General features: G+C 56.5%; 22 protein-coding genes and 2 pseudogenes. 2 read left to right on the top strand and 22 right to left on the bottom strand.

Annotation, left to right across the window (positions count from 1 at the left end; genetic code table 11):
* Positions 1 to 121: 121 nt before the first annotated feature.
* The 10 genes and pseudogenes from ABAC460_RS41985 to ABAC460_RS51220 form a co-directional block, all read right to left on the bottom strand.
* Positions 122 to 655, bottom strand: a complete 534-nt coding sequence (locus ABAC460_RS41985; protein WP_023454814.1) for an SRPBCC family protein — start codon at positions 653 to 655, stop codon at positions 122 to 124.
* Positions 642 to 1,262 (bottom strand): L-2-amino-thiazoline-4-carboxylic acid hydrolase, encoded by a 621-nt coding sequence (locus ABAC460_RS41990; RefSeq protein ID WP_023454815.1) that lies wholly within the window; start codon positions 1,260 to 1,262, stop codon positions 642 to 644. Before ABAC460_RS41990 ends, ABAC460_RS41985 begins: the two co-directional genes overlap by 14 nt.
* Positions 1,263 to 1,315: 53 nt before the next feature.
* Positions 1,316 to 3,763 carry a copper-transporting P-type ATPase gene (locus ABAC460_RS41995; protein ID WP_444551272.1) on the bottom strand — a complete coding sequence of 816 codons (2,448 nt, stop codon included), beginning with the start codon at positions 3,761 to 3,763 and terminating at the stop codon, positions 1,316 to 1,318.
* An 18-nt stretch (positions 3,764 to 3,781) separates the two neighbouring features.
* Positions 3,782 to 3,913, bottom strand: a pseudogene (locus tag ABAC460_RS51250) (hypothetical protein); the annotation flags it as partial.
* A gap of 11 nt (positions 3,914 to 3,924) precedes the next feature.
* Entirely contained in the window at positions 3,925 to 4,197 is a 273-nt protein-coding gene (locus ABAC460_RS42000) for a metal-sensitive transcriptional regulator (protein WP_006270843.1), read from the bottom strand.
* A 52-nt stretch (positions 4,198 to 4,249) separates the two neighbouring features.
* Positions 4,250 to 4,918 carry a methyltransferase family protein gene (locus ABAC460_RS42005; protein WP_023454817.1) on the bottom strand — a complete coding sequence of 223 codons (669 nt, stop codon included), beginning with the start codon at positions 4,916 to 4,918 and terminating at the stop codon, positions 4,250 to 4,252.
* A 2-nt stretch (positions 4,919 to 4,920) separates the two neighbouring features.
* Positions 4,921 to 5,250 (bottom strand): DUF2933 domain-containing protein, encoded by a 330-nt coding sequence (locus ABAC460_RS49185; protein ID WP_081716637.1) that lies wholly within the window; start codon positions 5,248 to 5,250, stop codon positions 4,921 to 4,923.
* A gap of 8 nt (positions 5,251 to 5,258) precedes the next feature.
* Positions 5,259 to 5,756, bottom strand: a complete 498-nt coding sequence (locus tag ABAC460_RS42010) for a hypothetical protein (protein WP_023454818.1) — start codon at positions 5,754 to 5,756, stop codon at positions 5,259 to 5,261.
* Positions 5,757 to 5,791: 35 nt separating this feature from the next.
* Positions 5,792 to 6,538 carry a Bax inhibitor-1/YccA family protein gene (locus ABAC460_RS42015; RefSeq protein ID WP_023454819.1) on the bottom strand — a complete coding sequence of 249 codons (747 nt, stop codon included), beginning with the start codon at positions 6,536 to 6,538 and terminating at the stop codon, positions 5,792 to 5,794.
* Between the two features lie 9 nt (positions 6,539 to 6,547).
* Positions 6,548 to 7,033, bottom strand: coding sequence for a heavy metal-responsive transcriptional regulator (locus ABAC460_RS51220; RefSeq protein WP_023454820.1), 486 nt, complete (start codon positions 7,031 to 7,033; stop codon positions 6,548 to 6,550).
* A 276-nt stretch (positions 7,034 to 7,309) separates the two neighbouring features.
* On the opposite strand from ABAC460_RS51220, the gene ABAC460_RS42025 reads away from it, so the two are divergent.
* Positions 7,310 to 8,209, top strand: a complete 900-nt coding sequence (locus tag ABAC460_RS42025) for a universal stress protein (RefSeq protein ID WP_023454821.1) — start codon at positions 7,310 to 7,312, stop codon at positions 8,207 to 8,209.
* 21 nt (positions 8,210 to 8,230) lie between these two features.
* On the opposite strand, the gene ABAC460_RS42030 is transcribed toward ABAC460_RS42025, so the two are convergent.
* The 8 genes and pseudogenes from ABAC460_RS42030 to ABAC460_RS42055 all read right to left on the bottom strand — a co-directional run bounded on the left by ABAC460_RS42030 (position 8,231) and on the right by ABAC460_RS42055 (position 17,287).
* Positions 8,231 to 8,959, bottom strand: a complete 729-nt coding sequence (locus ABAC460_RS42030; RefSeq protein WP_023454822.1) for a Crp/Fnr family transcriptional regulator — start codon at positions 8,957 to 8,959, stop codon at positions 8,231 to 8,233.
* Positions 8,960 to 9,161: 202 nt separating this feature from the next.
* Positions 9,162 to 10,463, bottom strand: a complete 1,302-nt coding sequence (locus ABAC460_RS42035; protein WP_023454823.1) for a glycoside hydrolase family 130 protein — start codon at positions 10,461 to 10,463, stop codon at positions 9,162 to 9,164.
* Positions 10,453 to 11,538: a type II glyceraldehyde-3-phosphate dehydrogenase gene (locus ABAC460_RS42040; protein ID WP_023454824.1), complete on the bottom strand. Its 1,086-nt coding sequence runs from the start codon at positions 11,536 to 11,538 to the stop codon at positions 10,453 to 10,455. Before ABAC460_RS42040 ends, ABAC460_RS42035 begins: the two co-directional genes overlap by 11 nt.
* A 21-nt stretch (positions 11,539 to 11,559) precedes the next feature.
* Positions 11,560 to 12,303, bottom strand: a complete 744-nt coding sequence (locus ABAC460_RS42045; RefSeq protein ID WP_023454825.1) for an HAD-IIB family hydrolase — start codon at positions 12,301 to 12,303, stop codon at positions 11,560 to 11,562.
* Between the two features lie 39 nt (positions 12,304 to 12,342).
* Positions 12,343 to 13,131 carry an MFS transporter gene (locus ABAC460_RS49190; RefSeq protein ID WP_200863693.1) on the bottom strand — a complete coding sequence of 263 codons (789 nt, stop codon included), beginning with the start codon at positions 13,129 to 13,131 and terminating at the stop codon, positions 12,343 to 12,345.
* Complete coding sequence (locus tag ABAC460_RS42050; protein ID WP_031237235.1) at positions 13,128 to 15,560, bottom strand: heavy metal translocating P-type ATPase; 2,433 nt, start codon at positions 15,558 to 15,560, stop codon at positions 13,128 to 13,130. The genes ABAC460_RS49190 and ABAC460_RS42050 overlap by 4 nt, the downstream gene beginning before the upstream one ends.
* A 692-nt stretch (positions 15,561 to 16,252) precedes the next feature.
* A pseudogene (locus ABAC460_RS49195) lies at positions 16,253 to 16,932 on the bottom strand (IS256 family transposase); the annotation flags it as partial.
* A gap of 1 nt (position 16,933) precedes the next feature.
* The gene (locus ABAC460_RS42055) at positions 16,934 to 17,287 is read right to left on the bottom strand and encodes a four-helix bundle copper-binding protein (protein ID WP_023454827.1); all 354 of its coding nucleotides are present in this window, start codon (positions 17,285 to 17,287) and stop codon (positions 16,934 to 16,936) included.
* Positions 17,288 to 17,563: 276 nt separating this feature from the next.
* Here ABAC460_RS42055 and ABAC460_RS42060 point away from each other — a divergent pair, with 276 nt between their 5' ends.
* Positions 17,564 to 18,661 (top strand): acyltransferase family protein, encoded by a 1,098-nt coding sequence (locus tag ABAC460_RS42060; protein ID WP_023454828.1) that lies wholly within the window; start codon positions 17,564 to 17,566, stop codon positions 18,659 to 18,661.
* A 124-nt stretch (positions 18,662 to 18,785) separates the two neighbouring features.
* On the opposite strand, the gene ABAC460_RS42065 is transcribed toward ABAC460_RS42060, so the two are convergent.
* The 4 genes from ABAC460_RS42065 to ABAC460_RS42080 are packed head-to-tail and all read right to left on the bottom strand — an operon-like array spanning position 18,786 to position 25,037.
* Entirely contained in the window at positions 18,786 to 19,184 is a 399-nt protein-coding gene (locus ABAC460_RS42065; protein WP_023454829.1) for a copper-binding protein, read from the bottom strand.
* Complete coding sequence (locus ABAC460_RS42070; RefSeq protein WP_023454830.1) at positions 19,181 to 22,330, bottom strand: efflux RND transporter permease subunit; 3,150 nt, start codon at positions 22,328 to 22,330, stop codon at positions 19,181 to 19,183. Before ABAC460_RS42070 ends, ABAC460_RS42065 begins: the two co-directional genes overlap by 4 nt.
* Positions 22,327 to 23,808, bottom strand: a complete 1,482-nt coding sequence (locus ABAC460_RS42075) for an efflux RND transporter periplasmic adaptor subunit (protein WP_023454831.1) — start codon at positions 23,806 to 23,808, stop codon at positions 22,327 to 22,329. Before ABAC460_RS42075 ends, ABAC460_RS42070 begins: the two co-directional genes overlap by 4 nt.
* Entirely contained in the window at positions 23,805 to 25,037 is a 1,233-nt protein-coding gene (locus tag ABAC460_RS42080) for a TolC family protein (protein WP_023454832.1), read from the bottom strand. Before ABAC460_RS42080 ends, ABAC460_RS42075 begins: the two co-directional genes overlap by 4 nt.
* Positions 25,038 to 25,071: the final 34 nt, after the last annotated feature.

Genomic DNA, 25,071 nt, shown 5'->3' on the forward strand with positions numbered 1-25,071 from the left:
GGCGATTGTCACGAAGACAAACACCAACATCGACCAAATACATGTCCAGCGCTTCAGCATGAAAGTATAGGCCCGTTGCCTTCACTGAGAAGTGAACTTTGCCCGGCTCGTTGTCTCATGATCAATCGGCGACCGGCTTCAACCGAGGCAGAAAGGCCCTTCTGGCATCCGAAGCCATTTGGCTAACGCACCAGCGCGCGTAAATCGAGGCAAAACACAGACTGAGAATGCCGCCGAAGAACGTAGTCAGGTGATTGTAGTCTATAAATACCCGAAGATGGCTGCCGCCCTTGGCTGGCGTGATCTCGAATCCCATGCGATAGGCTCCGATGATCAGAATCTGTGATTGGCCACACGTTTCCCAGACCTTGCGGCGAGGTGGGTCGTGTACGGTGATGACCTCTTCGACCGACAGCTTGACGCCCAGGAACCCGCCACCCATCTTGATGACCGATCCCACGGCCTGTCCCTTGGCTGCGTCGAACTCATAGGTCATCCGGCCGCCCATCATCATCATGGACGGCTTTTCCATATGACTTCCCAATTTTGATTGGTCGTCCATGTGCGCGAAAACGAGATCAGGCGTGGCCGCGACGTCTACGCTTGCTTCCCGGCTGTGGCCGTAGCTCCCCTTCGTTGTCTCAACCCCGGCCATCTGCAACCTCCCAGATGAAGTTGCACGCCGACCTTCCGTCGGCGATTCGGTGTCCCGGACCTCCGCGGTTAAAAGTAACCTGATCCGGCAGGTATGAATTGAACGCTGCGTTGTCGATTTGGCATATGATCGGCGTCAATTCGGGAACGCCCATGGCGGTAAAAACCTCGTGGTACAAGCAGCGCGTAATCTTTATCTCGAAACGCTTGTCGGTCCGTTCAACCACGTTAAGTGTGTTCCAGCGCGTAAAGCCGGCCTTGTTGACCTGAATTTCGAGATCGCACAGATTGGCAAAGGTGCGTTCCACGCTCGTCGTTTGGTACTGGAAATTCCATTGCGCCAGGCCACCGGTGAGGATGGTGACGCGCATGATCTCGAAGGCTTTGTCCTGGCCGATGGCTGCCTTCAGATTGATGTAGACCCATAGAGGCAGGGCAATGATTTTGACGAATTCCGCCGGAAAGCGAGGATCGATGCCCTTTTTGAAGCGGCCGAGCGTCAACTTGCATCTGAGCAGGAAGATCAGCGGGAATCGCATCTCCGTGCGCAGCATATGCAAAAGGAGTGGCGTCGTGATCTTCTGCAGATCGATGGCGGTGGCAGGCAAGCTCTGACTCCGAGTCGCCAACGTCACTGGAGAAGACGCGGTGCCATTGCGGGTCACGACAGCTTTACTCCTCTGATTCTTGACGCGTTGACGATGACCGAAACGGAGCTGAAGGCCATGGCCGCGCTGGCGATGATCGGCGACAAAAGCAGACCGAAGAACGGATACAGGATACCGGCAGCAACAGGCACGCCCAGAGCATTATAGAAGAAGGCAAAGAACAGGTTCTGGCGGATATTGTTCATCACCGCATGGCTCAGGCGACGGGCGCGGACGATGCCCAGGAGGTCACCCTTGACCAGGGTGATGCCGGCGCTTTCCATGGCGATATCCGTGCCGTTGCCCATGGCGATACCGACCGTCGCGGAGGCCAGCGCCGGTGCGTCATTGACGCCGTCGCCCGCCATGGCAACCTTTGCGCCATTAGCGATCAGGTTTTGAACGACCTCGGCTTTTCGCGCCGGCAGGACATCGGCCTCGATATCGGTAATGCCGAGCTTGACCGCAATGGCTTTGGCCGTGACCAGGTTGTCGCCGGTCAGCATGACGACCTTGAGACCTTCGGCTTTCAAGGCTTTGAGCGCTTCAACCGTAGTCGCCTTGATTGGATCGGCAACGACGATGATGCCTCCGGGCTTGTCGCCGATGGCTATATACATGACGCCTTGGCCTTCGTCGCGGAACGGACGGGCCAAAGCCTCAAGAACACCGGAGGCAACGGAAGCCTCTTCCAAAAGGGCTGCATTACCCAGGATGACCGTTTGGCCGTCGACCAGGCCGGTCACTCCCTTACCGGTCACCGATCGGAATGACTGAGGGTCGAACAAGGTCAGTGTCTTAGCGGTGGCACCATCGACAATGGCCTGGGCAAGAGGATGCTCGCTGGACCGTTCAAGCGAGGCAGCGAGCTGAAGCAACCGATCCGGAGAAAAGCCCTCCAGCGCTGAGACCTTGATCAGTCGTGGCTTGCCTTCGGTCAGGGTGCCGGTCTTGTCGATGACAAGGGTGTCAACCTTTTCAAATGTTTCCAGCGCTGCCGCGTCCCGGATGAGGATGCCGGCCTTGGCGGCGCGGCCGGTGCCGGCCATGATCGACATGGGTGTGGCTAGACCGAGCGCGCAGGGACAAGCGATGATAAGCACGGCAATAGCGTTTAGCAGCGCATAGGCCAGTTTGGGCTCAGGCCCCCAAACGCCCCACACAACCGCCGTGACGACAGCGATGGCAACGACGATCGGCACGAACCAGCCCGAGACGATATCTGCCATGCGCTGGATGGGGGCGCGCGAGCGTTGCGCTTTAGCGACCATGGCCACGATCTGCGACAGCATGGTTTCGAGGCCTACGCGCTCGGCGCGGATGACCAGGGCGCCGGTTCCGTTGAGGGTCGCGCCGGTAACCTTGTCGCCGGCATGTTTCTCAACCGGCAAAGACTCCCCGGTCAGCATCGATTGATCGACGGCGCTGGCACCTTCGACGACGACGCCATCGACGGGGACTTTCTCACCGGGGCGAACACGGAGCCGGTCCCCGACCTTGACATCGCTGACCGGAATGTCGTGTTCTGAGCCGTCTTCAGCGATCAGGCGGGCGGTCTTCGGCGCAAGGTCGAACAAGGCGCGCAGGGCGCTGTTGGTCTGGGATCTGGCCTTGAGTTCCAGGACCTGGCCGAGAAGAACCAGGGTCGTGATGATGCCTGCCGCTTCATAATAGACTTCCGGCGGCATCGACTGGCGGGTGAAGGCCATGAAGGCCGCTGGGAACAGTGTGATGGCCAGGCTGTAGACGTAGGCGACGCCGACGCCGAGCGCGATCAGAGTGAACATGTTCAGCGAGCGGTTCTTCAGCGACTGCCAGCCGCGGACGAAGAAGGGCCAGCCGCAATAGATGACCACGGGCGTCGCCAGCGCGAGTTGGGCATAGCGCGCCAAGTCGTTGTTGAAGTTCTCGTGGATCCACGGAATGAAGTGTTCACCCATCACCTTGAGCAGCAAAGGGACCGACAAGGCGGTTGCAATCCAGAACCGGCGGGTCATGTCGACGAGTTCCGGGTCGGGTTTGTCGGACAGGGCGACGCCGGCTAGTTCCAGTGTCATGCCGCAAATCGGGCAGTTGCCGGGCTTGCTCTGCTGGACCTGGGGGTGCATGGGGCACGTATAGACGACGGTTTCGCCGGCATTTCCCGCGATAGGCGCAGACTTGGCCGGAGGGCTCTTTTCGGAAGACGCCGAGATGGCCGACGGTGCCGTAACTGACTCTGAATGACAGCAGGACTTAGTGTCGCTGGAGGCGGTTGGCCCACTTTCGGGGACCAACGTCATGTGGCAGATCGGGCAGTTCCCTGGACCGTCCTGACGAACTTGCTGGTGCATCGGGCAGGTGTATTTAGCCGCTGCGTCGGTGACCGGTTCTGTGGGTTGTGCCTCTGTCGAATGACAGCATGAGGCCCCTTCGCCTTTGTCGGCAACAGCGTCAGTTGCCGCGACGGGAACCAGTGTCATATGGCAAATCGGACAATTGCCGGGTCCATTTTGCTGGATTTCCGGGTGCATGGGACAGGTAAAGATAGCCGGTTCCGTGGCGTTGACCGAACTGGATCGGCATCCGCAGCCGCCTGATTTGCTGGGTCCAGCATCGTGTGTGTCGTCCATGGTCTGGCTTCCTATTCGTATTTCTTGAGCAGCGTCATGATCTCGGTGATCTGGTCGTCGCGCTGTTTTTCGCCAGTGCAGCACCTATCTGTCAGACACGACTTCATGTGAGTTTCCAATACGCTAAGCTCGATGGTCTTTAGAGCGCTGCGCACGGCGCGAAGCTGGGTGAGGATGTCGACGCAATACTGGCCTTCGCCGATCATTCGTTTGATGCCCTCGATCTGGCCGGCGGCGCGGTTCAATCTCGGCAATTGTTCGGAATGCGACGGATGTTCGGACATTATGGCCTCAAATATACCCCTACCTGGTATATATACCCGGTAGGGGTATTATTCAAGTCCGGGGCGACAGCTTGCCTGCATTTGAGCCGAACCGGGGGAAAAACCTGGGCGTAACCGCAGCGTAGCGCCGCCAGTCGTCGCCGAATTCGGCTTCAGACGTCTTTTCCTCTTTCAGGGCTAAACGCACGTACATGAAGATGAGGATCGGAAACATGACCAGCGTAGGCAGGGTCGGCCATTGCAGCAGGAAGCCAAACATGATGATCACGAAGGCGACATATTGCGGATGGCGCATGCTGGCATAAATGCCGGTGCGGGCGAGGCCATGGCCTCGTTGTGCCTTCCACAGGATATGCCATGCATTGGACAGCATTATGAAGCCACCAAAAATGAACACGCTACTGAGGATATGAAAGATGTCCCAATGCGGATTTCCTTTCATTCCGAAAAGCGTGTGAAGCAGGTGGCCATTGTCGTGCGACAGGAAATCGACGCCTGGATATTGCGTGGCAAGCCAGCCAGACAAGACAAAGATCGATAATGGGAACCCGTACATCTCCACGAAGAGCGCGATAATGAACGCTGAAAACGCGCCTAAACTCCGCCAGTCAGTCTTGGTTTGCGGCTTAAAGAAGCTAAAGGCGAAGCCTATGAAGATGACGGAATTGATGATGACGAGCCACCAAAGGCCGTATGCAGGGTCAGAATTGGATTGGTCCATGGTCAGTGCCCTTCATGTTTATGGTGGGGGTCCGAACGCGGTTGATGCTCCGTTGAGGTACCATCTGCTGGAGCAACTGCTTTTAGTTCGCCCGGCGACTCTTCGTTGCTGTGAGGGTGATGACCGCCATGATGTCCGCCGTGCATGAAGATGTGCATCAGTGGGCACGCCAGGATCAGTAGCCAAGGTAAGAAGCCCAGCAGGTGTAATCCATGACCTTTGTAGATCAGGAAGCCGAGGACGGCCAAGCATAGGAGCGTGGCCGCGCCGGTTCGTGAAAAGAGCCAGCTCTTGAGGCTACCGCCGGTTTGGGAGTCATGTTGCGCTTTCATAGAGACACCTAATGGGCAGGATGACGGATAGTGTGATCAGCGTCAGTCGATGCCGATGAAGACGATGACGACTGGGCTGGCATGGCGCCGTCCTGATTCCCCATCATACCCATTTGGCCATCTTTCATGCACGGCATGTCGCCCATCATGGCCTGCATCTTCTGCATGTCTTGCACCTGGGCGGCCATATCGGCGTGCATAGCCATCATCTTCTTACGCTTGGCGGGGCTGGTTTCGTTCGTGGTCATGCTTTGCATCTGGGCGTCCATTGTCTGCATCTTGGCAGCCATTTCCCCCATATGCTTTTGCATGTCGCCCATATGAGCTTTCATGTCAGACATGCCGCCCGGTGCCATCGGCATCGCTGGAGGCGTTGTCATGGGACCCGTCATGGGTCCGGTCATAGGCATCGACGTGCTTCCCGGCGTCGTGGTTTGGGCCTGGACGACTCCGGTAAAAAGGACGAGTGCAGACGCCAGCAGAAGCGATCGAAAGTTGATATTCATAAGATGTCTCCAGAGGTTGGGATTAAGGATGGGGGTCACCAGCTTTTGCGCCGATTACCGAAAAGGTAGAGGAGCTGCAGGAAGAGGTTTATGAAGTCGAGATACAGGGTGAGGGCGCCCAAAATAACGATCTTGCCCACGCCTTCACTTTTGTCGGTGAGCGTTGCGTACAGCAGCTTCAGTTTTTGGGTGTCGTAGGCCGTCAGGCCGATAAAGACGAGGACTCCAATGATGGAGATCCCGAACTGCAGGGCATTGCTCTTTAGAAACAGATTGACGACTGATGCGGTAATCACCCCGATCAGCCCCATCATCAGGAGCGAGCCAAGGCCGGCGAGGTCGCGCTTGGTCGTGTAGCCGTAGAGGCTCATGGCCCCGAAAGTGCCGGCCGTGATGAAGAAGACGCTGGCTACGCTTTCGCCGGTGTAGGTGAGGAATATTGTCGAGATCGACAGCCCCATCACCGCAGCATAAACCAAGTAGCTCAATTGAGCGGTGAGCAGGCTCATGCGTTGCAGTCCGAAACTGAGGAACATCACAAGGCCGAGCGGCGCGAACATGACAACCCAGGCCAGGGGCTTCATGCCGACAATTGCGGTGCCTTGGTAGCTGTACATGGCGTGCAAAACGGTCGCAGAGTGCGCAGAAAACAGTGCGATTACCCCCGTAAGAACGAGGCCTCCCGTCATATACAGGTAAATTTTGAGCATGTAGGCCCGCAGATCGGCGTCGATAAGTGCTAGCGGTGAGACAATGGCGCTTTGGATGGTGTGCTGCGGCATCATGTCCTCCTAAGTAGTGCGGCAAGTGCGACTGCTGGAATGATCGGTATCTTCGTCGCTAGAACCTGCCAGGTCGTCGCCAGGGTCTAGTTGGTCGAGAATGGTGCATTGGCCGATCGGCGTGTCCCCGCCGGGGCACGTTTCGGCAAGCCTCGTCAGGGCTCTCTCAATGTGTGCCAGCTCGCTGACACGCGTCCGTGCGTCCAATATTTTGCGCTGGGTAAGTTCCAGCATCTGGCCGCAAGTTGCGTCGTCTGCGGACCTTAGGGCCAGGATTTGCAGGATCTCATCGAGGCTGAACCCTAAATCTCTTGTCCGCTTTATAAACTTAAGGCGCCGTATGCTCTCAGTATCATAGAGTCGGTAGCCCGCCCTTGAGCGGGTATCCGTTTGAAGCAATCCCGAGCGTTCGTAGAAGCGAATGGTGTCGCCACTCACTCCACATGATTCCGCGAGTTTACCGATTGTAACTCTGTCACTGAAGCGCTTAGTCATCGTGGCACCTTGCACCTTGGTTTGAAGTCCGAGGTTTAGGTTAGGCTCCAGCAAGCGGGGAGTATTTGACTGCAATCAAGTCATTCGATTTTAAATTGATATTGGGCTCGCGCGGTCAACCCATATTTGAATGAAGCCAAACCACTCATTGGCGTTCAGCTATTGACGGTCTTGGCCCCTGACCGTGCCTTGACGAGCAACTGCGTTCAGATTTGACCGGGATCAATGCCAATTTCGCTGCCCGCGCTACAATCCTCTTATGCGAGGAGTAAAATCATGCCTATCAAGTCCATTCTTTGCGTGTTCAAAGGTGAAACCTACGAGCGGAATGCCCTTCATACAGCGTTGGGCTTGACCAAAGCCAACCGCGCCGAGTTGCATATCTTGCACGTCTCACCTCCGCCTGACCCGTACACACAGGTATATGGCTTTTGGGGCTACGGTTTATTGGAAATGGGCGAAGGCTTAATTCTCGATCGACTGGATGAAAGCGCAAAAGAACAAGCGCTCCGCGCTCGAAGCCGAGCTGAACAATGCACGGCGAGCTTTGATATGCCGTTCGACCATATCGGCACGCAAATTTCTCACTTGCCGTTGCCCCGTGTCTTATTTCGCACCTTCTCCGCTACGGTGAAGCATTGCTTGGCGTTCGAAGGACGTTTCACCGATCTCATCGTAATCGGATATGATAACGGCCCTGGCGGTGAGCTGGAAACTACCCTGTCAGCTCTTTTCGACACCGGCCGGTCCGTCTTAATGATTCCTGCACCCAAGCACGAAAAGGCCACGACCGCTGCCTATGCCGAGACCGTCGTCGTTGCATGGGATGGCAGCCTGGCCGCATCGCGGACTTTGCATGACGCATTGTCGTTAATGAGACGGGCCAAGCAGGTCTACCTCCTCACCCTGAGCGAACATGGCGACTGGCCCGACAATCGGGCTGAAGCGGCAGTGACAGGTTACTTACAACTACACGGGGTCCTGCCAGAAATGCTAAAGGTCGAGCTCAATGGCCAAAGCGCTGGGAAGGCTATCTTGGCTCAGGCCCAGAGCCTGGCCGCGGACCTGCTCGTCATGGGTGCCTATGGCCACAGCCATGTAGGGGAGATGATTTTAGGGGGCGCCACCGATCATGTTCTTAAACATGCAAATATCCCCGTTTTTTTGTCTCACTAACCTGTCGCGGCTTCGCCCGCCTCAAACCGCGGCAAGAGCTTGATGAGTAGGGCATTCCGCTGAAACAGAGCACTCGTCGCAAACAAAATGGCCGGCCTTGTGCAAATTGGTGAAGGCTACATGGTTGCCGGTAACCGAAATGCCAACGCCTTTAAGCTTTTGTAGGGTTCGCGAAAAAGTGGCCGGTTCCATGTGGAGGCGCGACGCGATTAGTGTCTTTGAGTAGGGAAGGTCAAAACCCTGTGGATCAAAGTCGTAGAGGACGCAAAGGCCCTGAAGGTAGCAGGCGACAATCTGCGTCGCTGACATAGTGGAGCGATGTACGGCCTCCTTTTGCGACTCACGTAAGCGTTCGGACAGGCCTTGGAGCAGACGCGGAGCTAACTGGTCGAAATCTTTCAAATGCAGACGCATCCAGGATATTGAAATTTCCAATACCATCGCGTCATCGACGACTCTTGCATTGGTCATATGCGCCGTGTGCCTGGCTATGATTTCGTCGGCGTTGATGCAATCACCGGCTATTAAAATATCACTGGTGACTTCGTGGCCGTCTGGGGTTTCGCGAAAAACCTGAATGGTTCCCCGGCAGACGATCTTAAAATTCTTGATGTCGTCGCCGTGCATGTAGAGGTAATGACCGCTCGGATATTGGCGAACTCGGCTGTTTGACGTCAGAATTGCCAAGTTTTCCCCGCCGAAGTCAGCGAATATTGGCAAGGCCTTGAGGGCCTCAATACCTTGATTCACTATAATCCTTCCCGGATGCTCCAGACAAAATCCTAAAACAGGAATCGAGACATACCAATGTCTATGCCATCTGCATAAGCTCACGCTTCTTATAAGATTTCACCCCTGAAAACTTTATGACTCGCCTCCCGGAAACTGGGAAAAAGTCTCGACGCGTCTAACACCTTGATACAGTTGTATGGAGTGCACTGGGGCAGTTCATTTACTCCATTGCAGAAAGAAGCTGATCGAGTGGCATTGTAGCAAACGTAGAAAAGCTGTCGGCGAGCGCATAAGGGAGAACGAGGGTGCGGCCGTGGACCATCGCGCCACAGGTGTAGGTAACGTTCGGCACATAACCGAAGCGTTCTTCAGGTCTTGGCCGAAGTAAGGGATAGGGCACTCGGGCCAGGACCTTCGTAGGGTCTTCCTTGTCAAGGAGGCAGGCACCGATTGCGTAGTTCCTCAACGCGCCGACGCCATGGGTAATTACCAGCCATCCCTCGGAGATCTCGATCGGTGAACCCCCATTCCCAATCTGGATAAATTCCCATGGCCAGCGTGGCGATACTATTTTCGTTCCACCCTGCCAGTGGTAGAGGTCGTCAGAGGTCAAAAGCCAAATGCTTTCGTGGTCCTGGCGCCCAAGCATCGCGTATTTTCCGTTGATGCGGCGGGGGAACAGGGCCATGCCCTTGTTCGCAGTCGCCTCGCCGCGGAGGGCGATAAGCTCAAACGTGGCGAAATCTGTTGTGCGCAAAAGTTCCTGGCGGATATTTTGACCGCCGAATGCCGTGTAGGTGCCGAAATAGGTCGTGCTCCCGTCCTCGTCGACGAACCTGACTAATCGGACATCCTCAATCCCATGTCGCTGGCTGGATGTGACGGGAAATATGACGATTTCAGAAAGGTCCAGGCTTTCATCGCAAAAGAGGCGGACCCCTGGGTCGTTGGGTTCGCCGCCGGGGATGTATTCGATCCGTGGCGTTATTGCTTGCGTTCTGGGAACATCGACCGCGACAGCGCCATCAGGTCCGCAGATGCCAGTGCGAAATGTAACCGATGACACATGTCCCTCGCCGACGGCCCGAAGTGACAGGACAAAGCGCAGCGAGCCAACTGGCACACCTGCCTGGTCTGGATGCGGAACAATACTTGGGTTGAACAGCGCGGCTGCCTCAAAGGCATATTCCTCGCTAAAATAGGCGCCGATCAGAAGTGCCTGTTCGTTCGAGACGCTGCAATGATCGATGAAGACTCCGTTTATATTGTGAAATCGACGTATCAATGTGCGCTCGACATCACGATAACGGTCGGCCAGGTTGTTGGTCACATTCGTCAGTTCGTCCCTACAATCGGTATCGCTTAATGTCAGCACCCTGTCAGCGATACGTTGCGCACGCGGGCGGTCCGTCGATAGATAACCCGGCGGATCTTCCGCTGGCACGAAGGTCCTGATAACAACGCGTGTCGAATCCGGACGCAGCAGGATCGGCGAGCGTGATATAAAATCATCATTTATCATGAGAGCCGCCATCCATTGCAGCTGCGTTGTTAAATATGGCTTCGATATCGCCGATGCCAAGGCTGGCGTTTGTCTTTGCGATTGAGACGCTGGCGTCGGCTGTTTTGCCGCCAAGTGCACGGATAGCGTCGATCGTTTCGGGAATGACGATGGCTTGATTGTCTACCATGTAGGCGTAAAAAAGTTCGTCGTCCTGGACGCGCAGCATATCGGTCCAGAGCGCAACTTCGTAAAGGTTTGCATGCGGCCGGCCAAGGTCGGCCATCATCTCCTTTATCGAGTTGAGAGCCCCCAAACCGTCGACCGTACGAACGGTCGCGATGCGCGAGGACGCGCGAAAGGCTTGCAAAACCTCGTCCTTGCTTGCCATGCGCGTCATCTTCACCGACCAATAATGCAGATGTCCGATGGTTTCAGGAACCTTGACAGCCATTGTTACAAGATCGAGTTCTGGATCGACGCTTTGCGAATCCGGCCCTTGATGGCTCGGAATTTCGGGCTCCGGCACGAGGGTGTTCATGATCCCTCCCTTGTCGCTTTCCCAAGGATCGGTCGCGCGCCGCATCAAGGTTCCACGCGCTCGAAGCAACAGCCCGGCCTGTTTGAGTGCCGTCAGTGTTCGAACAATCGAGGTCGTATTACACGAAACGACGCGGGTAGAGGGGCGGCAGAGTGCGGTCCCATAGTTTGATTCTGCAACGAATGAATGTCCGGTTACCGTGTGCGCTTCGCCTCCTTGCACGATGAACTGCCTGCCCAATCGACGATAGGTGTCTGAGTTTTTCGCACCGATACCCTTGGGTGTACAATCGACGATAATGTCGGCGGCTTCAATGAGGTCATCGAGGTTACCAGCAACCGCAAGGCCGGCGCGCCGCATGTTTTGCACGTGGTCCGTCGTCGCTCCGAAGAGGGGTATGTTGGATCGATTTGCAACCCTTAGGCGCCAATCGGCACCGATGTCGGCAATGCCGACAAGCGTCATATCTTCCTGTAAGGCTATCGCCGCGGCAACGCGCTTTCCAATGACACCGTATCCGTTAACGGCGACACGAATTTTGGTCTGATTGTCCATAACGTTTTGACCGGTCTGTAATTAATTGAAGAATTTCAGTATAGTATCCATCACGAGTTTGGTTTCGATGATGTCCCTAACGGCGATAGTAGCAACTCCGGCATCACGAACCGGGGCGTCGTTGCCGCCCGGATAGAGCGCATCACCGATGAACAGCATTTCGGAAATGTCGAAGCCGCTAAGGCTCTGCAGTTTTCTGATAGCATACGCCTTGTCTATCCCGGGCCGGGTGATATCGACCGATGTCGTACCACCAATGCGAACCGCGTAGTCGGGAAGCAACTCGTCCAAGACTGCCTTGAGCTTGGTCCGCTTGCGAATGTCGGGATCCCACTGCGCTTTGGCATCGGGCGGCGCCTGCTGGCCTAGGCCAGAAAATGTAATCTGGCTACCCCGATCTTCTATTCTGTCGCCCCAGGCTAGGTCTTCCGCTACCAGCGTTGTGGCAATGGCACTAGTCAGCGCCTCAATCACGCGCCGGCGTTCGTCGGCATTGAAAAGCTCCGCGTAACACTGGGTCCAGCCGCCTTTGAAACGATAGAGTTTTGTGCCGGAGGTGGGCATCAAAAAAAGTTGGTTGAAGGCAGATCCCGCAGGCAAAGGGCCAAGAAGTTGACGTTCAAATTGCGGCCAGTCACCGCCAGAAATAACGCAAACCGGAAGAATTTCGAGCAATTCAACTAACTGTTGAGCCATTTCGGCATCTATGGCTTGCTTGCTGGTCGCAAGGGTGCCGTCGAGATCGAAGGCGACGAGTTTCTTCATCGTGAAACTCCGGAATCAGGTTTCATTGGAGGCTCCAGATCATGCGACAGCCGCCAAGCGGGGGGAGCAGGATGAAAACGAGCCAGACGCACCCGCCCGATAGGGCAGCGAAGAGAAAGAATGGCGCGCCTGGCAAGGGAAAAAGCTCGAACAATACGCCGCCAATAAGGGAGCAACGGCCGCGCCCAGGCTGGCTGCGGCTGATCGTCTTCCAAGCTGCGCCCCCTTCGCCTTGCCAGCCTTCTTCGATATCCAATAGGTGATGATAGACGAAAGAATACCGGCACTCGACGCCACGGCGGCGATTACCACAAGCGTCAACGTAGAGCTGTAAGCTCCAGGTACCAGCACCAAACCCACTTCAAAGACGCTGACACTTGCAGAAACCAAGAAGGCAATGAAGAGCAGCTTGGGTATGAGCCATGGCGTGGTCGCGTGAGGTGAAGCGTATGCAGGTGAATCGCTTGCAAAAGGCGTCGCTATTGGGACAGAGAGGAAAATAGCGGCTGCCGCAGTTACAGCAAGCCCTGTAGTCCACAAGAGAGGGACTGCGAACGATCCCGCCCCAACCGCAGCTAAAGCAACTGGTGTGACTGCGGCTGCGAACATGCCGCTAAGGAAGCGTTCGGCGTAGATTACTGTTAAGTTTTGAATGAAGGAGAAAGAGATTGTTGTCGCACCGAACCCGACCAAGCCCGCTAACAGTATCGTACGGCGCCCCAATCGGTCAGACAAATATCCCCATAGCGGTGCGAAGAGAAAAAGCGACCGCATCAATGCCGCGAGGGTTGCCAGGGGCGCACCGGATTTTGCATCAGTCCCAGTCATCCCGCGGCACTTGACAAGGTAGCGCGAGATGGAAGCTTGGCGGCTGAGCGCCTGATCCCAGTCAACTTCGTTCGCTTTAACAAAAGGGCGTTGATGGCCACCAGCGCCGAACTGCCAGACATGGCAAGGGCAGCGACACTCGGTCCCAGCAGAAATGGGTAGAGTACACCTGCCGCCAGCGGAAACGCGATGATGTTGTAGCCAACGGCCCACCACAGGTTCTGGTGCATTTTTCTTAGCGTCGCGTGGGACAGTTCGATGGCGCCAACGACATCGAAGGGGTCGCTTTTCATCAGAACGATGTCGGCGCTTTCCATAGCGACATCCGTGCCGGCCCCTATGGCAAATCCGACATCAGCCTGCGTCAAAGCGGGGGCGTCGTTGACGCCGTCGCCCACCATGCCCACTTTCTTCCCTTTTGCCTGAAGCTCCTTTACCTTGCTGACCTTGTCACCGGGAAGAACGTCGGCAAACACAGTCTCTATTCCGAGGCTTTTTGCGATACGCTCTGCTGTGGCCCTGTTGTCGCCTGTGAGCATGGCCACTTCGACACCTCGGGCGCGAAGCGCCTTGATCGCGTCCACGGCAGTTGGCCTGACAGCGTCGGCTATTGCGATCAAGCCGATCAACTTTCCGCCAGTCGCCAGATGGACGACGGTACGACCGGCGCCTTGCAATTCCTGCGATTTAGCTTCGAGGTCGCCAAGATCAATTTTGTTCTCCTTCATCAGGAGTTGATTGCCAAGCAACACAGTCGACCCTTCAACCTCAGCTTGGGCACCTTTGCCGTCGATATTCTTAAAATCCTTGGCCTTCGGCGCCTTGATCTTCGAGGCACGGCGAAGAATGGCCTGGGCGAGGGGGTGATCCGATCCGGCTTCAACGGCCGACGCGGCGGACAAAACCTTATCTTCAGTCGATCCATCTGCGACGATCAGGTCGACGACCTCCGGCTGGCCCATGGTCAGCGTGCCAGTCTTGTCGAAGATGACAATGTTGAGCTTTGTTGCATTTTCAAGGGCGGAAGCGTTCTTGAACAGGATGCCATTCATTGCGCCCAGGCCGGTACCGACCATAATAGCCATCGGCGTGGCAAGACCCAGCGCGTCAGGGCAGGCAATTACAAACACCGTGATCGTCAAACTGAGCGCGAATAACAGGGGCTGACCCATCCACCAGTACCAGACGGCAAAGGTGAGTAGGCCAACAACGATCGCCGCAAGGATAAGCCACTGAGAGGCGCGGTCAGCAAGAAGCTGAGCGGGTGCTTTCGAGTTTTGCGCTTCCTGCACAAGCTTGACGATTTGAGCCAGCGCCGTGTCGGCGCCAACCTTGGTTGCCCGGTAGTTGAAAGTGCCGCTCTTGTTGATCGTCGCCCCGATGACGGTGTCACCGACGGCCTTGGCGACGGGCATAGACTCTCCGGTGAGCATGGATTGGTCGACCTGGGACGAGCCTTCGAGCACTTCCCCGTCGACAGGGATTTTGTTGCCGGGCCTTATAACAACCGTATCGCCTGAAAGGACTTCGGAGGTTGGCACTTCTTGCTCTTTGCCGTCACGCAAAACCGTCGCCATTGGCGGCGCGAGATCCATGAGCGCGCGAATAGCCTCCGAGGCCCCCGCTCTGGCGCGCATTTCGAGCCAGTGGCCAAGCAGGATGAAGACAAGCAGGATTGCTGATGCCTCGTAGAACTGCTGACCGCCGTAAAAAAAAGTAGAGCCTATGCTGAATATGTATCCTGTGCCGACACTGAGAACGACAAGAACGGCCATGTTGGCCACCCCGCTGCGAACTGCCCGATACGCCGCAACAACGAAGGGCCACACTGGGTAAAGGATGGCGCCGCTTGCCAGGAAGAACAGGACGAAATCCAAACGAAGCCCAAAGGGTGGGGCAACCTTGATGAAATCCATACCCATGGGTGAAAACACGAATATGGGCAGGCTGAACCCGAGCGCTATGAAGAATCGGTTGCGCATATCGCGAACCATAGATTCCATGTCCATGCCGGCGCCGTGACCCATCTCCTTGGCCATTGAATCACTTTTGACCGCTTGGGCAGGCTCAGGTCTGCCCTTCGAGTCGACAGGCTTCATGTCCATGCCACTTATGTCGGCATGCCCCGTCGACTTCGGGTGAGGTACGGTTCCATTGGAGGCTGCCTTCGGGCTCGGTGTCAACGGTGCGCCGTCTGCACAAAGATGGTTTGGAAGAGCTTCGCCCGAACAATGAAAGCCACAGTCTTCGATTTTTTCCTTGATCGCCTCAAGACTCGTTTTGGCAAGGTCGTAGTCTATTGTTGTCGATCCTGACACCAGATTAACCGACACGCGGCTGACGCCTACCAAGCGGGTCAGCCGCTTTTCAATGCCTCGTGCACTAAGGATTGAAAAGAGATTGCCGACTTCAACTGTGCTTGTGGTCATGGAGCTTTCTCAAGTGTGTGCAGAAATGAATGTCTGGGTTGAGGTGCGGTCGCGCCGGACGATTGAACGTCGCCGCCACTCCATCCTGCGTCTCTGAGGCCCGCAAGGACGCCCTTGCTCCGGCTTAATTGCGCAGATCGGTCAACGTGTTTAAGGTTTTGCATGTTGATGGCTATCCGACCCGCCACAACAAGATCCGCTGACTTTTTTCGCCGGAGGCAATTCTTCGGGCGCCGCAACAGGAGTCTGAGAGATGGCTGCCGGGGTAACAGCGACCTCCTCCGGAGTATGTTTAGGTAGTGCGCCTCCGCAGCATTCATGCGTTGTGGGATTGTCGGTTTTTGCGGGAATCTGGTCAGTCATGTCATGTCTCAACAATTATATGTTCATCGGGCGGGAATGCCTGAACGATCGGGTATTTGGATTTGTAGAAGTTCCCATTTACGCAAAGGACTGGAAAGTCCCGGAAACTACCTACTAGACGTTCCCAGGGACGATTTTAGATCTCGAAAAACTGCGGGTTCGCTGGGCCAGGCAGGATTCGAAAGGAGATCAGTCCGTTTCAGTTGTTTGCCTTCTATGGACGCTTGCGTTCATAAACGTTGTTTGGCCCAGACCTCTTGTCCGAGTTCAGTGCTACTTTAGAGGTGCGCCGTTGGTTTGTATTTGACCGCAATCAAGTGGTACGTTGGAGATTCAACTGCGAAGATGGTTGTTGTCATGGCGGCGACGGCGGCTTGTTGCTTGGTGGTGACATGTTCAGGGTATTGCGCATCCAATGCACCATGCAGCGCTGCAAGGTGGCGTGGAAGATCTTGCTGGCTGCTGCGCGCAGCCCTTTGCGGCGTCGGCAATGACCAGCTTGACGCCCCGCAGGCCACGGTCGGTGAGCGACCGCAGGAAGCCCTTCCAGAAGGTTTCTACTTCCGATGGGCCGTTGGCGACACCCAGTACCTAGCGCCGGCCGTCGGTATTGACGCCAACGGTTATTATCGTCGCCGTTGACACGATGCGGCCGCCTTCGCGCGCTTTTACAAAGAATGCATCGATCCAGACATAGGGCCATTCGTCTTCGATGGAATTGCCAGAAAGGCGTTGACCCGCTCGTCGATCTCCTTGATCAGCGGACTAACAGCACTTTTGGATATGCCCGAAGCCCCATGGCCTTGACCAGGTCATCGACTGAACGCGTCGATATGCCCTGCCCATAGGCTTCTTGGATCACCGCCGTCAGCGCCTTCTCGACCGTACGCCGCGGCTCTAGGAAGGACGGGAAGTAGCTCCCTTTGCGCAACTTAGGTATTTACAAGTCGATCCGACCTGCTCTCGTGTCCCAAGTCCGTTCACGATACCCGTTGCACTGGATCTGCCGGCTACGCTATCTCCATCGTTTTGCTCATTTCGCGGCAGCTCTGGGCGCAGCGACGGCAGATTTCAGTGCAACGGATCATGAAGTCGCCGCCGATCCGCTCGCAGGACAAGGCGCAGGCATCGCAGACGTCGGCGCATGCCGCGCACTCTGCCGTGTAAAGCTTGGAACAGCGGGTCATGAAGTCCGCGGCGGTCTGGCACGCCTGAATGCAGTCGGCCATTAGCGTGACGTGGTCTTTGCCGCTGTGTTCGCCTCCCATGGTAAGGCAGTGTTGGTAGAGAGCGGTCTGACATTCGTTTCTGCATTCCCAGCAGAGCCGGATACATTCATTCATGCGCGCGTCGTCGTGTGGCATTGAAGCCTCCTTGATGATTCATAAACTGCCCCTTTATCCGTTACGCGCGCAGACGGGTTCATCCCTATAAAGAATTCATGCGTTTGTATTCGTCGTTGCCTGTTCGCCGACCAAAGAGACGGAATTCGAAGGATTTCACAGTAGCAGGGTAGAATGCGACGAACGGGTCAGGTCTCCCGTCATTGCTTGATCCGGCCAAATCTTTCGGTTCAAGAATTGCATTCCCCATTTGGGCGAACAGACCGTCGCCCTTTTTGAACCAAATTGAGACAGAAGATGCCGACGAACCTCAAGCCGCTCACAAGTCTGCGTTTCTTCGCCGCAATGTGGGTGGTAGCATTCCATTTCTGGACCAACTTGGCGTCTGCGATGCCTTCTGTGGTGGGTAAAGGTTACCTAGGTGTCGAACTGTTCTTCGTTTTGTCCGGATTCATCCTGAGCCACGTCTATCTCGAACGTTTCAAGGAAGGCTGCTTCAACTATCGGGAATTCATCTGGGCTCGGTTGGCCCGCATCTATCCTGTCCATATCGCGATCGTTGCCGGACTTGCCCTACTTATTGCCGCGCTGGCTGCCGCAGGCATTCAGGCCGGTGACAAGCTACTGGTCTGGTCCTCCCTCCCAGCTCAATTGACTCTTACCCAGGCGTGGGGCCTGGCGCCGGACGGCGGCTGGAACCATCCATCCTGGTCTATCTCCGCTGAATGGTTCGCTTACCTGACATTTCCCGGCTTCGCATATTTGATGACCAGACTGTGGCAGCGGCCGATACTAGCGGTTGCAGGCGCTGCTGCCTTCTTAGTCGCGCTCTACATCGGGTTCGATTTTCTCGCAGGATTTTCGCTTACCCGTGCGACCATCTTTTGGGGCGCCTTGCGAATAATGCCCTGTTTCGCGCTCGGTTGCAGTCTTTGGCTATTGTGGAGATCCGGCGTAGCCCGTTCTCAAAATCAAGCCCTTGTGCTTTCATGCGGTTCGCTAGGGTTTCTCATCGTCTCGACATGGCTCAATCTGCCAGACTATATCAGCGTCCTGGCGTGCGGCGGGTTGATTCTAGGTTTGGCGGCCTCCGCGAGAAACGGTTCCAGTCTTCTGTCGGCGCCCGTCCTCGTGTATCTGGGTGAAATAAGCTTTGCGGTATACATGATCTGTATTCCTTGGCAGTTGGTCTTCAGCCAAGGCATGGAAAAGATTGCAGACATCGATTCTCAAAAGATGCCTTTGGCGATTTGGATCGCGATGGTCGTCGGCGTGGTGTCTCTTGCGATGTTGCTCCATCATCTAGTTGAACGGCCCGCCCGCGACTTGATGCGCCGTTTCGAGTTCAAATGGGGACGCATCGACGTTCGGTCACGGCTCAGGATCGAGTTCTGAATTCGCGTTCGGCCAATTTACACTGTTCGGCACGAGCAACGGGGGAATAAGTTCGCGCGTGGCAGCATTCGAAAGTGCTGTCACGCGCGGTTACGTCGCAGGTCGACGGTTGTATAAGGGGCCGCTATTTCTTAGCGTGAATGGCCGTGACCAATGCGTCAGTGCCCTTTACGGAAACATCGAAAGAAATCTTCTGGCCGACCTTGGCATTGGTAAGAATCTCCGGGTCGGCCTTGAAGGCCATTGTCATGGCAGGCCAACCAACTGCGGGGATTGGCTCATGACTGATGGTTACGGTCCCGGCGGTCTTGTCGATTTCAGTAATCGTGCCGATGCCGCTGCCTGTCTTCGCATCGGCCTCCATCGCCATCCCGGACATACCGGACATGTCACCCATGCTGTCCATGGGAGGCGCGGCTTCGATGGAAGGTGCAGTGTCCTGGTTCGCGGGCTTCGGACTGCACGCGGATACAAGCAGGGGTAGACCAAGCAGCGAAATGGTCGTGAATATTTTCGCCCTCATGAAAGGCTCCTTTTGTTGAGAGATGGAGAACGGATTGCTCGCCGGCGGTGCAGCAGCAGATAACCTGCAGGCACTACGAGCATCGAGAGAAGCGGCGCAGTCAACATGCCGCCGATCATGGGTGCTGCGATACGACTCATAACTTCTGACCCAGCACCGTGGCCAAAAAGTATCGGGAGAAGACCTGCGAGGATCACGGCGACCGTCATTGCTTTTGGTCGCACGCGGAGGAGCGCGCCTTCACGCACCGCAGCTTCGATTTCAGCAATTGTCGGATTAGGTCCGCGTGCCTTCAATGCATCCTTCAGGTAGATCAGCATTATGACGCCGAACTCCGCTGAGACGCCCGCAAGGGCGATGAAACCTACGCCTGTGGCGACAGACTGGTGATATCCGAGCACATAGAGTGTCCAGATGCCGCCTGTCAGTGCGAACGGAAGCGTGAGCATGATCAGAGCCGCCTCATCGAAGCGCCGGAAAGTGACGTAGAGCAGAAGAAAAATGATAGCAAGCGTGGCCGGAACGACAATCTTCAGCCGGGCGACGGCCCGCTCAAGGTACTCGAACTGTCCAGAGTAGGCGACAGAAACGCCGGGAGCCAGCGGCACGTTTTCCGCGACCGCTGCCTGCAAGTCCTTGACGACAGAGGCCAGATCGCGTCCACGCACGTCGACATAAATCCAGGTCGAAGGCCGTCCGTTTTCGGTCTTCAGCATGGGGGGGCCTTCGGTGATTTCCACCCGTGCTACGGTACCCAAAGTGATCTGCTGACCTGAGGGGGTCAGCACCGGTAGATTACGCAGGCCTTCAAGGCTGTCGCGCAGCTCGCGCGGATAGCGGACGTTGATAGGGTAGCGAGCCAATCCTTCGACGGTCTCGCCTATATTCTCCCCGCCAATGGCGCCCGAGACAATGGACTGCACGTCGGAGATATTGAGTCCAAACCGTCCCGCTGCGGCCCGGTCGATTTCGACATCGACATATCGTCCGCCGGTCAGGCGCTCCGCGAGGGCAGAACTGACTCCAGGCACCGTTTTGGCGACACTCTCGATTTGATGCGCGATTCGGTCAAGTTCTGAGAGATTGGCCCCGTAAACCTTCACGCCGATCGGGCTCTTTATCCCGGTCGCCAGCATATCAATGCGATTGCGAATAGGCGGGACCCAAACATTGGCGAGACCGGGCACCTTCACCACGCGGTCGAGTTCATCGACGAGCTTATCCGGCGTCATACCGGGCCGCCATTGATCCTTGGGCTTAAACCTGATGGTCGTTTCGAACATCTCGAGGGGTGCAGGGTCCGTCGCACTTTCGGCGCGGCCGGCTTTTCCGAAGACACTTTCAACTTCCGGGACCGACTTTATCATTCGGTCGGTCTGTTGAAGGAGCTCAGAAGCCTTGCTGGCAGAAAGGCCGGGTAACGCAGACGGCATGTATAGCAGGTCGCCTTCATCGAGTTGCGGCATGAACTCACCGCCTAGTCGGCTTAGGGGCCAAAGCGTCGTGGCAAATGCCACAGCTGCGATAGCGAGTGTCGCTTTCGGATGCTTCATGGCAGCGTCGAGCACAGGCTGATAAACGCTTGTAAGAAAGCGATTGATGGGATTTGCCTCTTCCTTCGGAATTCGCCCACGGATCAGATATCCCATCAGGACAGGGACCAGCGTCACCGACAGGATGGCGGCGCCGGCCATGCTGTAGGTCTTGGTGAATGCCAAAGGCGAGAACAGGCGGCCTTCCTGGCCTTGGAGCGTAAAAACCGGAATGAAGGAGAAGGTGATGATCAGCAGGCTGAAGAACAGCGCCGGTCCCACCTCGACAGCAGCTTCAGTCAGAACACTCCATCGTTCGGAACCCTCGAGTCGATCTCCGGGGTGATCGTGTTCCCAGTGCTCGATTTTCTTGTGGGCATTCTCTATCATCACCACGGCCGCGTCTACCATGGCGCCGATGGCGATGGCGATGCCACCTAGCGACATAATGTTGGCGTTCACCCCCTGGAGGTTCATCACGATGAACGCAAGCAAGATGCCGACTGGAAGCGTGACAACGGCGACAAGCGCCGATCTCACATGCCAGAGGAACAGGGCGCAAACCAGGGCCACGACGACGAACTCTTCAATCAGTTTTTCACTGAGATTGCTGATTGCATGATCGATCAGCTGCGAGCGGTCATAGGTCGTGACGACCTCGACACCAGGAGGCAAGCTCTTCCTCAATTCCGACAGCTTTTGCTTCACAGCCGCGATGGTCTCGCGAGCATTATCACCCGATCGAAGGATGACCACGCCGCCTGCGACTTCACCCTGACCATTCAGTTCTGCTATGCCTCGGCGCATTTCTGGGCCGACTTGAACCGTCGCCACTTGACCAAGGGTAATTGCCAGCCCGCCTGATGTTTTGACGGGTACCGCACGGAAGTCGTCGAGAGACTTGAGATAGCCATTGGCGCGGATCATGTATTCCGCCTCAGCAAGTTCCAACACAGAGCCACCGCTTTCCTGGTTGGCGCCCTGGATAGCGGACACGACTTCCTGATGGGTAACGCCATAGGATGCAAGCTTCACCGGGTCGAGGACAACCTGATATTGTTTGACCATGCCTCCGATGCTGGCGACTTCGGCAACCCCAGGAAGGCTCTTGAGTTCGTATCGCAAAAACCAGTCCTGCAGAGACCGCAGCTGAGACAGGTCATGGCGGCCGGTTTTGTCGATGAGGGCATACTCGAATACCCATCCAACTCCAGTTGCATCCGGCCCCAAGGCAGGCTTGGCACTTGCTGGCAGCCGTCCCTGGACCTGATTCAGATACTCAAGCACACGAGATCGCGCCCAGTAAAGATCGGTGCCATCTTCGAACAGCACATAGACGAAACTGTCACCGAAGAACGAGTAACCGCGTACGGTCTTCGCACCGGGCACGGACAGCATGGTCGTTGTCAGCGGGTAAGTGACCTGGTTCTCGACAATCTGCGGTGCCTGGCCCGGATAAGGTGTTCGGATGATAACCTGTACGTCCGACAGGTCCGGAAGGGCGTCCACGGCCGTCGAGCGCATGGCGAACACACCCGCGATGATGACCGCAATCGTGCCGAGGATCACGAAGAAGCGGTTGGCGACCGACCAACGAATGATGCCAGCTATCATCGTGCTGTGCCCTTTCGCATGGTTTCGACAACGGGCCCGTCGGCCTTTTGAGCGAAGCTGAAATCGACTTGATCTCCACGCTTTAAGCCGGTTGCAATTGATGGGGAGGCGAGCTTGAATGTCATGGTCATGGCAGGCCAGCTAAGTGCCGGAACAGGCCCGTGGCTAAGTGTCACTTGTTCAGTCGTCAACGTTTCAATGCGGCCCTGGGCCGTAAAGACCTTTGCTGTTGCTTCTTGCCCTACGTCTTCTCTATCCTGGATCGCCCTGGCGGAAATTCCCGACAGATTTGCTTCGGAGTCGACGAGAAACTGGCCCGACGCGACGACGTTTTCACCTTCGGTAAGCCCTGCGAGGACCTCCGTACGATTTCCCGACTCTCGGCCGACCTGAATTTCGACGGGCTCGAAGCGCCCGTCGCCCTTTGAAAGCATTACTATGGTTCGCTTTCCGGTGCGAATAACGGCTTCGCTAGGTACGCTCAGAGCCGTCGCAGTGTTTCCTGGAAAATGTACAGTGGCATACATGCCTGGACGCAGACGTCCGTTCCGGTTGGCCAGTTCAACCCGGACACTGAGCGTCCGGGTATCCGATTGGGCGGTCGGCAGAATAGCCGACACCTTTCCTGAGAAGCTCTCGCCGGGAAACGCCGCGAGCTCTGCCTTAACCGGTTGTCCCAAGCTGACTTGTGACGCGAGGGCTTCGGGAACTGCGGCATTCAGCCAGACGCTGGACAGGCCGGAAACCTGGGCCAGGGTCTGGCCCGAGTTCACTGTCATGCCTTGTCGGACGTCCAAGGTTTGGATTGCTCCGCCAACAGGTGTCGAAATAGTCACGACTATGTTGGGCTTCCCCGAACGGGAAACCTGATCGATCAGTCCTTGAGACATGCCAAGCAGAGTCAATCTTTGCCGTGCCGCACGCTCGAGTGCCGGATCAGCTGTACGCTTTACCGCAAGATACTCCGCCTGGGCCGCGGCCCAGGACGGAATAAGAATATCAGCCAGCGGAGCGCCGGCGCCGACTATGTCTCCAGGCGCACGGGCGTATGCACGCTGGACGAAGCCATCCGCGCGTGCTTGGACGATAGCGACGTCACGCTGATTGAACTCGAGAGTTCCCGGCACCGTAAGATCCAAGGCAAAGTCCGTGCGCTCAACCTGTGCCAGCCGGATGCCCAAGTTCTGCAAACGGACAGGGTCGATCTTGACGCCGCCCGCCTCCGCCTCCTCGTCCGCGTATTTCGGCACTAAGTCCATGTCCATGAAGGGCGATTTTCCCGGCTTCTCGAAGTGCTGGCCCGGAACCATAGGGTCGTACCAGTAGAGAACTTTTCGACCACTGGCCTCTGAAGTAAGGTTGAGGGCCTTCGGCGTGTTCAGTCGTGATATCCCATAGCCTGTGCCGGCAGACACGAGAGCAATGGCGACCCCATAGGCGAGGATCTGTTTCCGGCTGAGCGTGATGTTACGGATCATTGTTCGTGGCCCCCGTACGTAAAGTGAATGCGGATGCTATTGCGAGCCAGGTTGGCTTCCCGCGTTACGGCGTCGATCCGCGCTTCGGCGAGCAGAATGTGGGATCGAAGAACATCTGCGAGACTGGCTGTACCTGCGCCGTAACTTGCGAGTTCAAGGTCCGCTTTTTGCTGGGCAAGCGGCAATATTATCGTCTGTGCACGAACCAATCGTTCATGGTGCATTGTGTGGTCGGCCAAGTCGGATTGAAGCTGAGCCTCAACTTGACGGCGCGCGGCATCCTCATTGTAGCGGGCGCGCGTGGAGAGCTTCGCTTTGCTTTCGATCATCGGGTCTTGGCGATTTTGCGAGAACAACGGAAGGCTGATGGTAACGCCAGCAGAGATCATGTCGCCCCAGATCGGATCACGACGCTGGTAGCTAAGCTCCCATCCCCAGTCGGGGCGCTTTTCTGCTGTAGCAGCCGCCACGTCAGCGTCGCTGCGTGCCGTCATCGCGCTCATTGCCGCAAGGCTCGGGTTGCGGCCTAGCCCTGCATGCAATGCGATGGGGTCGATCTCAAAGTGCGGGGCTTCGCCTGAGATGTCCGCTGTGGGATCACCCGTCCATCGTATAAGTTCTGCCCGGGCCTTCGTGGCCTCGGCCGTCAGTTCGGACCGGCGGTCTGCGATAGCGGCTTCCAGTTCTGCGGCTTCGAGCGACTGCGCTGGACGCAGGCTTCCAGCTTCGACTTGTGAGGTTGCCGTGGATTTTAGAGGGGCAATCGCTTTTTCGACCTCATCCAGCGCCTCTAGCTTGCGCCTCGCAAAGTATAGGTCGACCCAAGCGAGTCCGGCGCTGAGGCGTGCGTCTCTGGCATCGACCGCATATGCCGCTTCCGCTGAGAGAATTTCCGCCGATGCCTGTTTCTTTGCGGCGCGGCGTTTTGCGCCATTTGGTACGTCCTGCATGATGCCAAAACTCTGCATGGTCATGCTTTCACCCGATAGAGATCCGGCCATCGGCCCAGAAACCGGATAGTTCTCGAAACCGGCGCGAAATTTTGGATCAGGCAAGCGCCCGACGGAACGAGAGGCGGCCGTCGCCGCATCGATTTCCGCAACTCTCGCGGCAAGGGAAGGGGCTGACTGTTCCGCACGCGTCAACGCCTGTTGAAAAGTAAGTGGTTCGCCGAAGGCAGGCGCTGCCAGGATCGATATTCCCGCAGCCAGGAGGAAAGAGGTTCGCATTGAAAAACACCTGGGACATCGAGTTGCGCGGCGG

Origin of the sequence: Asticcacaulis sp. AC460, from assembly GCF_000495795.1 — a bacterium.
In the GTDB taxonomy this organism is placed as follows: Bacteria; Pseudomonadota; Alphaproteobacteria; order Caulobacterales; family Caulobacteraceae; genus Asticcacaulis.

What these genes read in the sequence shown, in the direction of transcription:
- ABAC460_RS42060 (WP_023454828.1), top strand. Translation starts at nt 17,564, where the DNA reads ATGCCGACGAACCTCAAGCCGCTCACAAGTCTGCGTTTCTTCGCCGCA.
- ABAC460_RS42065 (WP_023454829.1), bottom strand. Translation starts at nt 19,184, where the DNA reads ATGAGGGCGAAAATATTCACGACCATTTCGCTGCTTGGTCTACCCCTG.
- ABAC460_RS49185 (WP_081716637.1), bottom strand. Translation starts at nt 5,250, where the DNA reads ATGAAAGCGCAACATGACTCCCAAACCGGCGGTAGCCTCAAGAGCTGG.
- ABAC460_RS42025 (WP_023454821.1), top strand. Translation starts at nt 7,310, where the DNA reads ATGCCTATCAAGTCCATTCTTTGCGTGTTCAAAGGTGAAACCTACGAG.
- ABAC460_RS42080 (WP_023454832.1), bottom strand. Translation starts at nt 25,037, where the DNA reads ATGCGAACCTCTTTCCTCCTGGCTGCGGGAATATCGATCCTGGCAGCG.
- ABAC460_RS41995 (WP_444551272.1), bottom strand. Translation starts at nt 3,763, where the DNA reads ATGACACTGGTTCCCGTCGCGGCAACTGACGCTGTTGCCGACAAAGGC.
- ABAC460_RS42055 (WP_023454827.1), bottom strand. Translation starts at nt 17,287, where the DNA reads ATGCCACACGACGACGCGCGCATGAATGAATGTATCCGGCTCTGCTGG.
- ABAC460_RS42050 (WP_031237235.1), bottom strand. Translation starts at nt 15,560, where the DNA reads ATGACCACAAGCACAGTTGAAGTCGGCAATCTCTTTTCAATCCTTAGT.
- ABAC460_RS42070 (WP_023454830.1), bottom strand. Translation starts at nt 22,330, where the DNA reads ATGATAGCTGGCATCATTCGTTGGTCGGTCGCCAACCGCTTCTTCGTG.
- ABAC460_RS42015 (WP_023454819.1), bottom strand. Translation starts at nt 6,538, where the DNA reads ATGCCGCAGCACACCATCCAAAGCGCCATTGTCTCACCGCTAGCACTT.
- ABAC460_RS42040 (WP_023454824.1), bottom strand. Translation starts at nt 11,538, where the DNA reads ATGGACAATCAGACCAAAATTCGTGTCGCCGTTAACGGATACGGTGTC.
- ABAC460_RS42010 (WP_023454818.1), bottom strand. Translation starts at nt 5,756, where the DNA reads ATGAATATCAACTTTCGATCGCTTCTGCTGGCGTCTGCACTCGTCCTT.
- ABAC460_RS49190 (WP_200863693.1), bottom strand. Translation starts at nt 13,131, where the DNA reads ATGACTGGGACTGATGCAAAATCCGGTGCGCCCCTGGCAACCCTCGCG.
- ABAC460_RS42075 (WP_023454831.1), bottom strand. Translation starts at nt 23,808, where the DNA reads ATGATCCGTAACATCACGCTCAGCCGGAAACAGATCCTCGCCTATGGG.
- ABAC460_RS42035 (WP_023454823.1), bottom strand. Translation starts at nt 10,463, where the DNA reads ATGATAAATGATGATTTTATATCACGCTCGCCGATCCTGCTGCGTCCG.
- ABAC460_RS42045 (WP_023454825.1), bottom strand. Translation starts at nt 12,303, where the DNA reads ATGAAGAAACTCGTCGCCTTCGATCTCGACGGCACCCTTGCGACCAGC.
- ABAC460_RS42005 (WP_023454817.1), bottom strand. Translation starts at nt 4,918, where the DNA reads ATGGACCAATCCAATTCTGACCCTGCATACGGCCTTTGGTGGCTCGTC.
- ABAC460_RS42000 (WP_006270843.1), bottom strand. Translation starts at nt 4,197, where the DNA reads ATGTCCGAACATCCGTCGCATTCCGAACAATTGCCGAGATTGAACCGC.
- ABAC460_RS51220 (WP_023454820.1), bottom strand. Translation starts at nt 7,033, where the DNA reads ATGACTAAGCGCTTCAGTGACAGAGTTACAATCGGTAAACTCGCGGAA.
- ABAC460_RS41985 (WP_023454814.1), bottom strand. Translation starts at nt 655, where the DNA reads ATGGCCGGGGTTGAGACAACGAAGGGGAGCTACGGCCACAGCCGGGAA.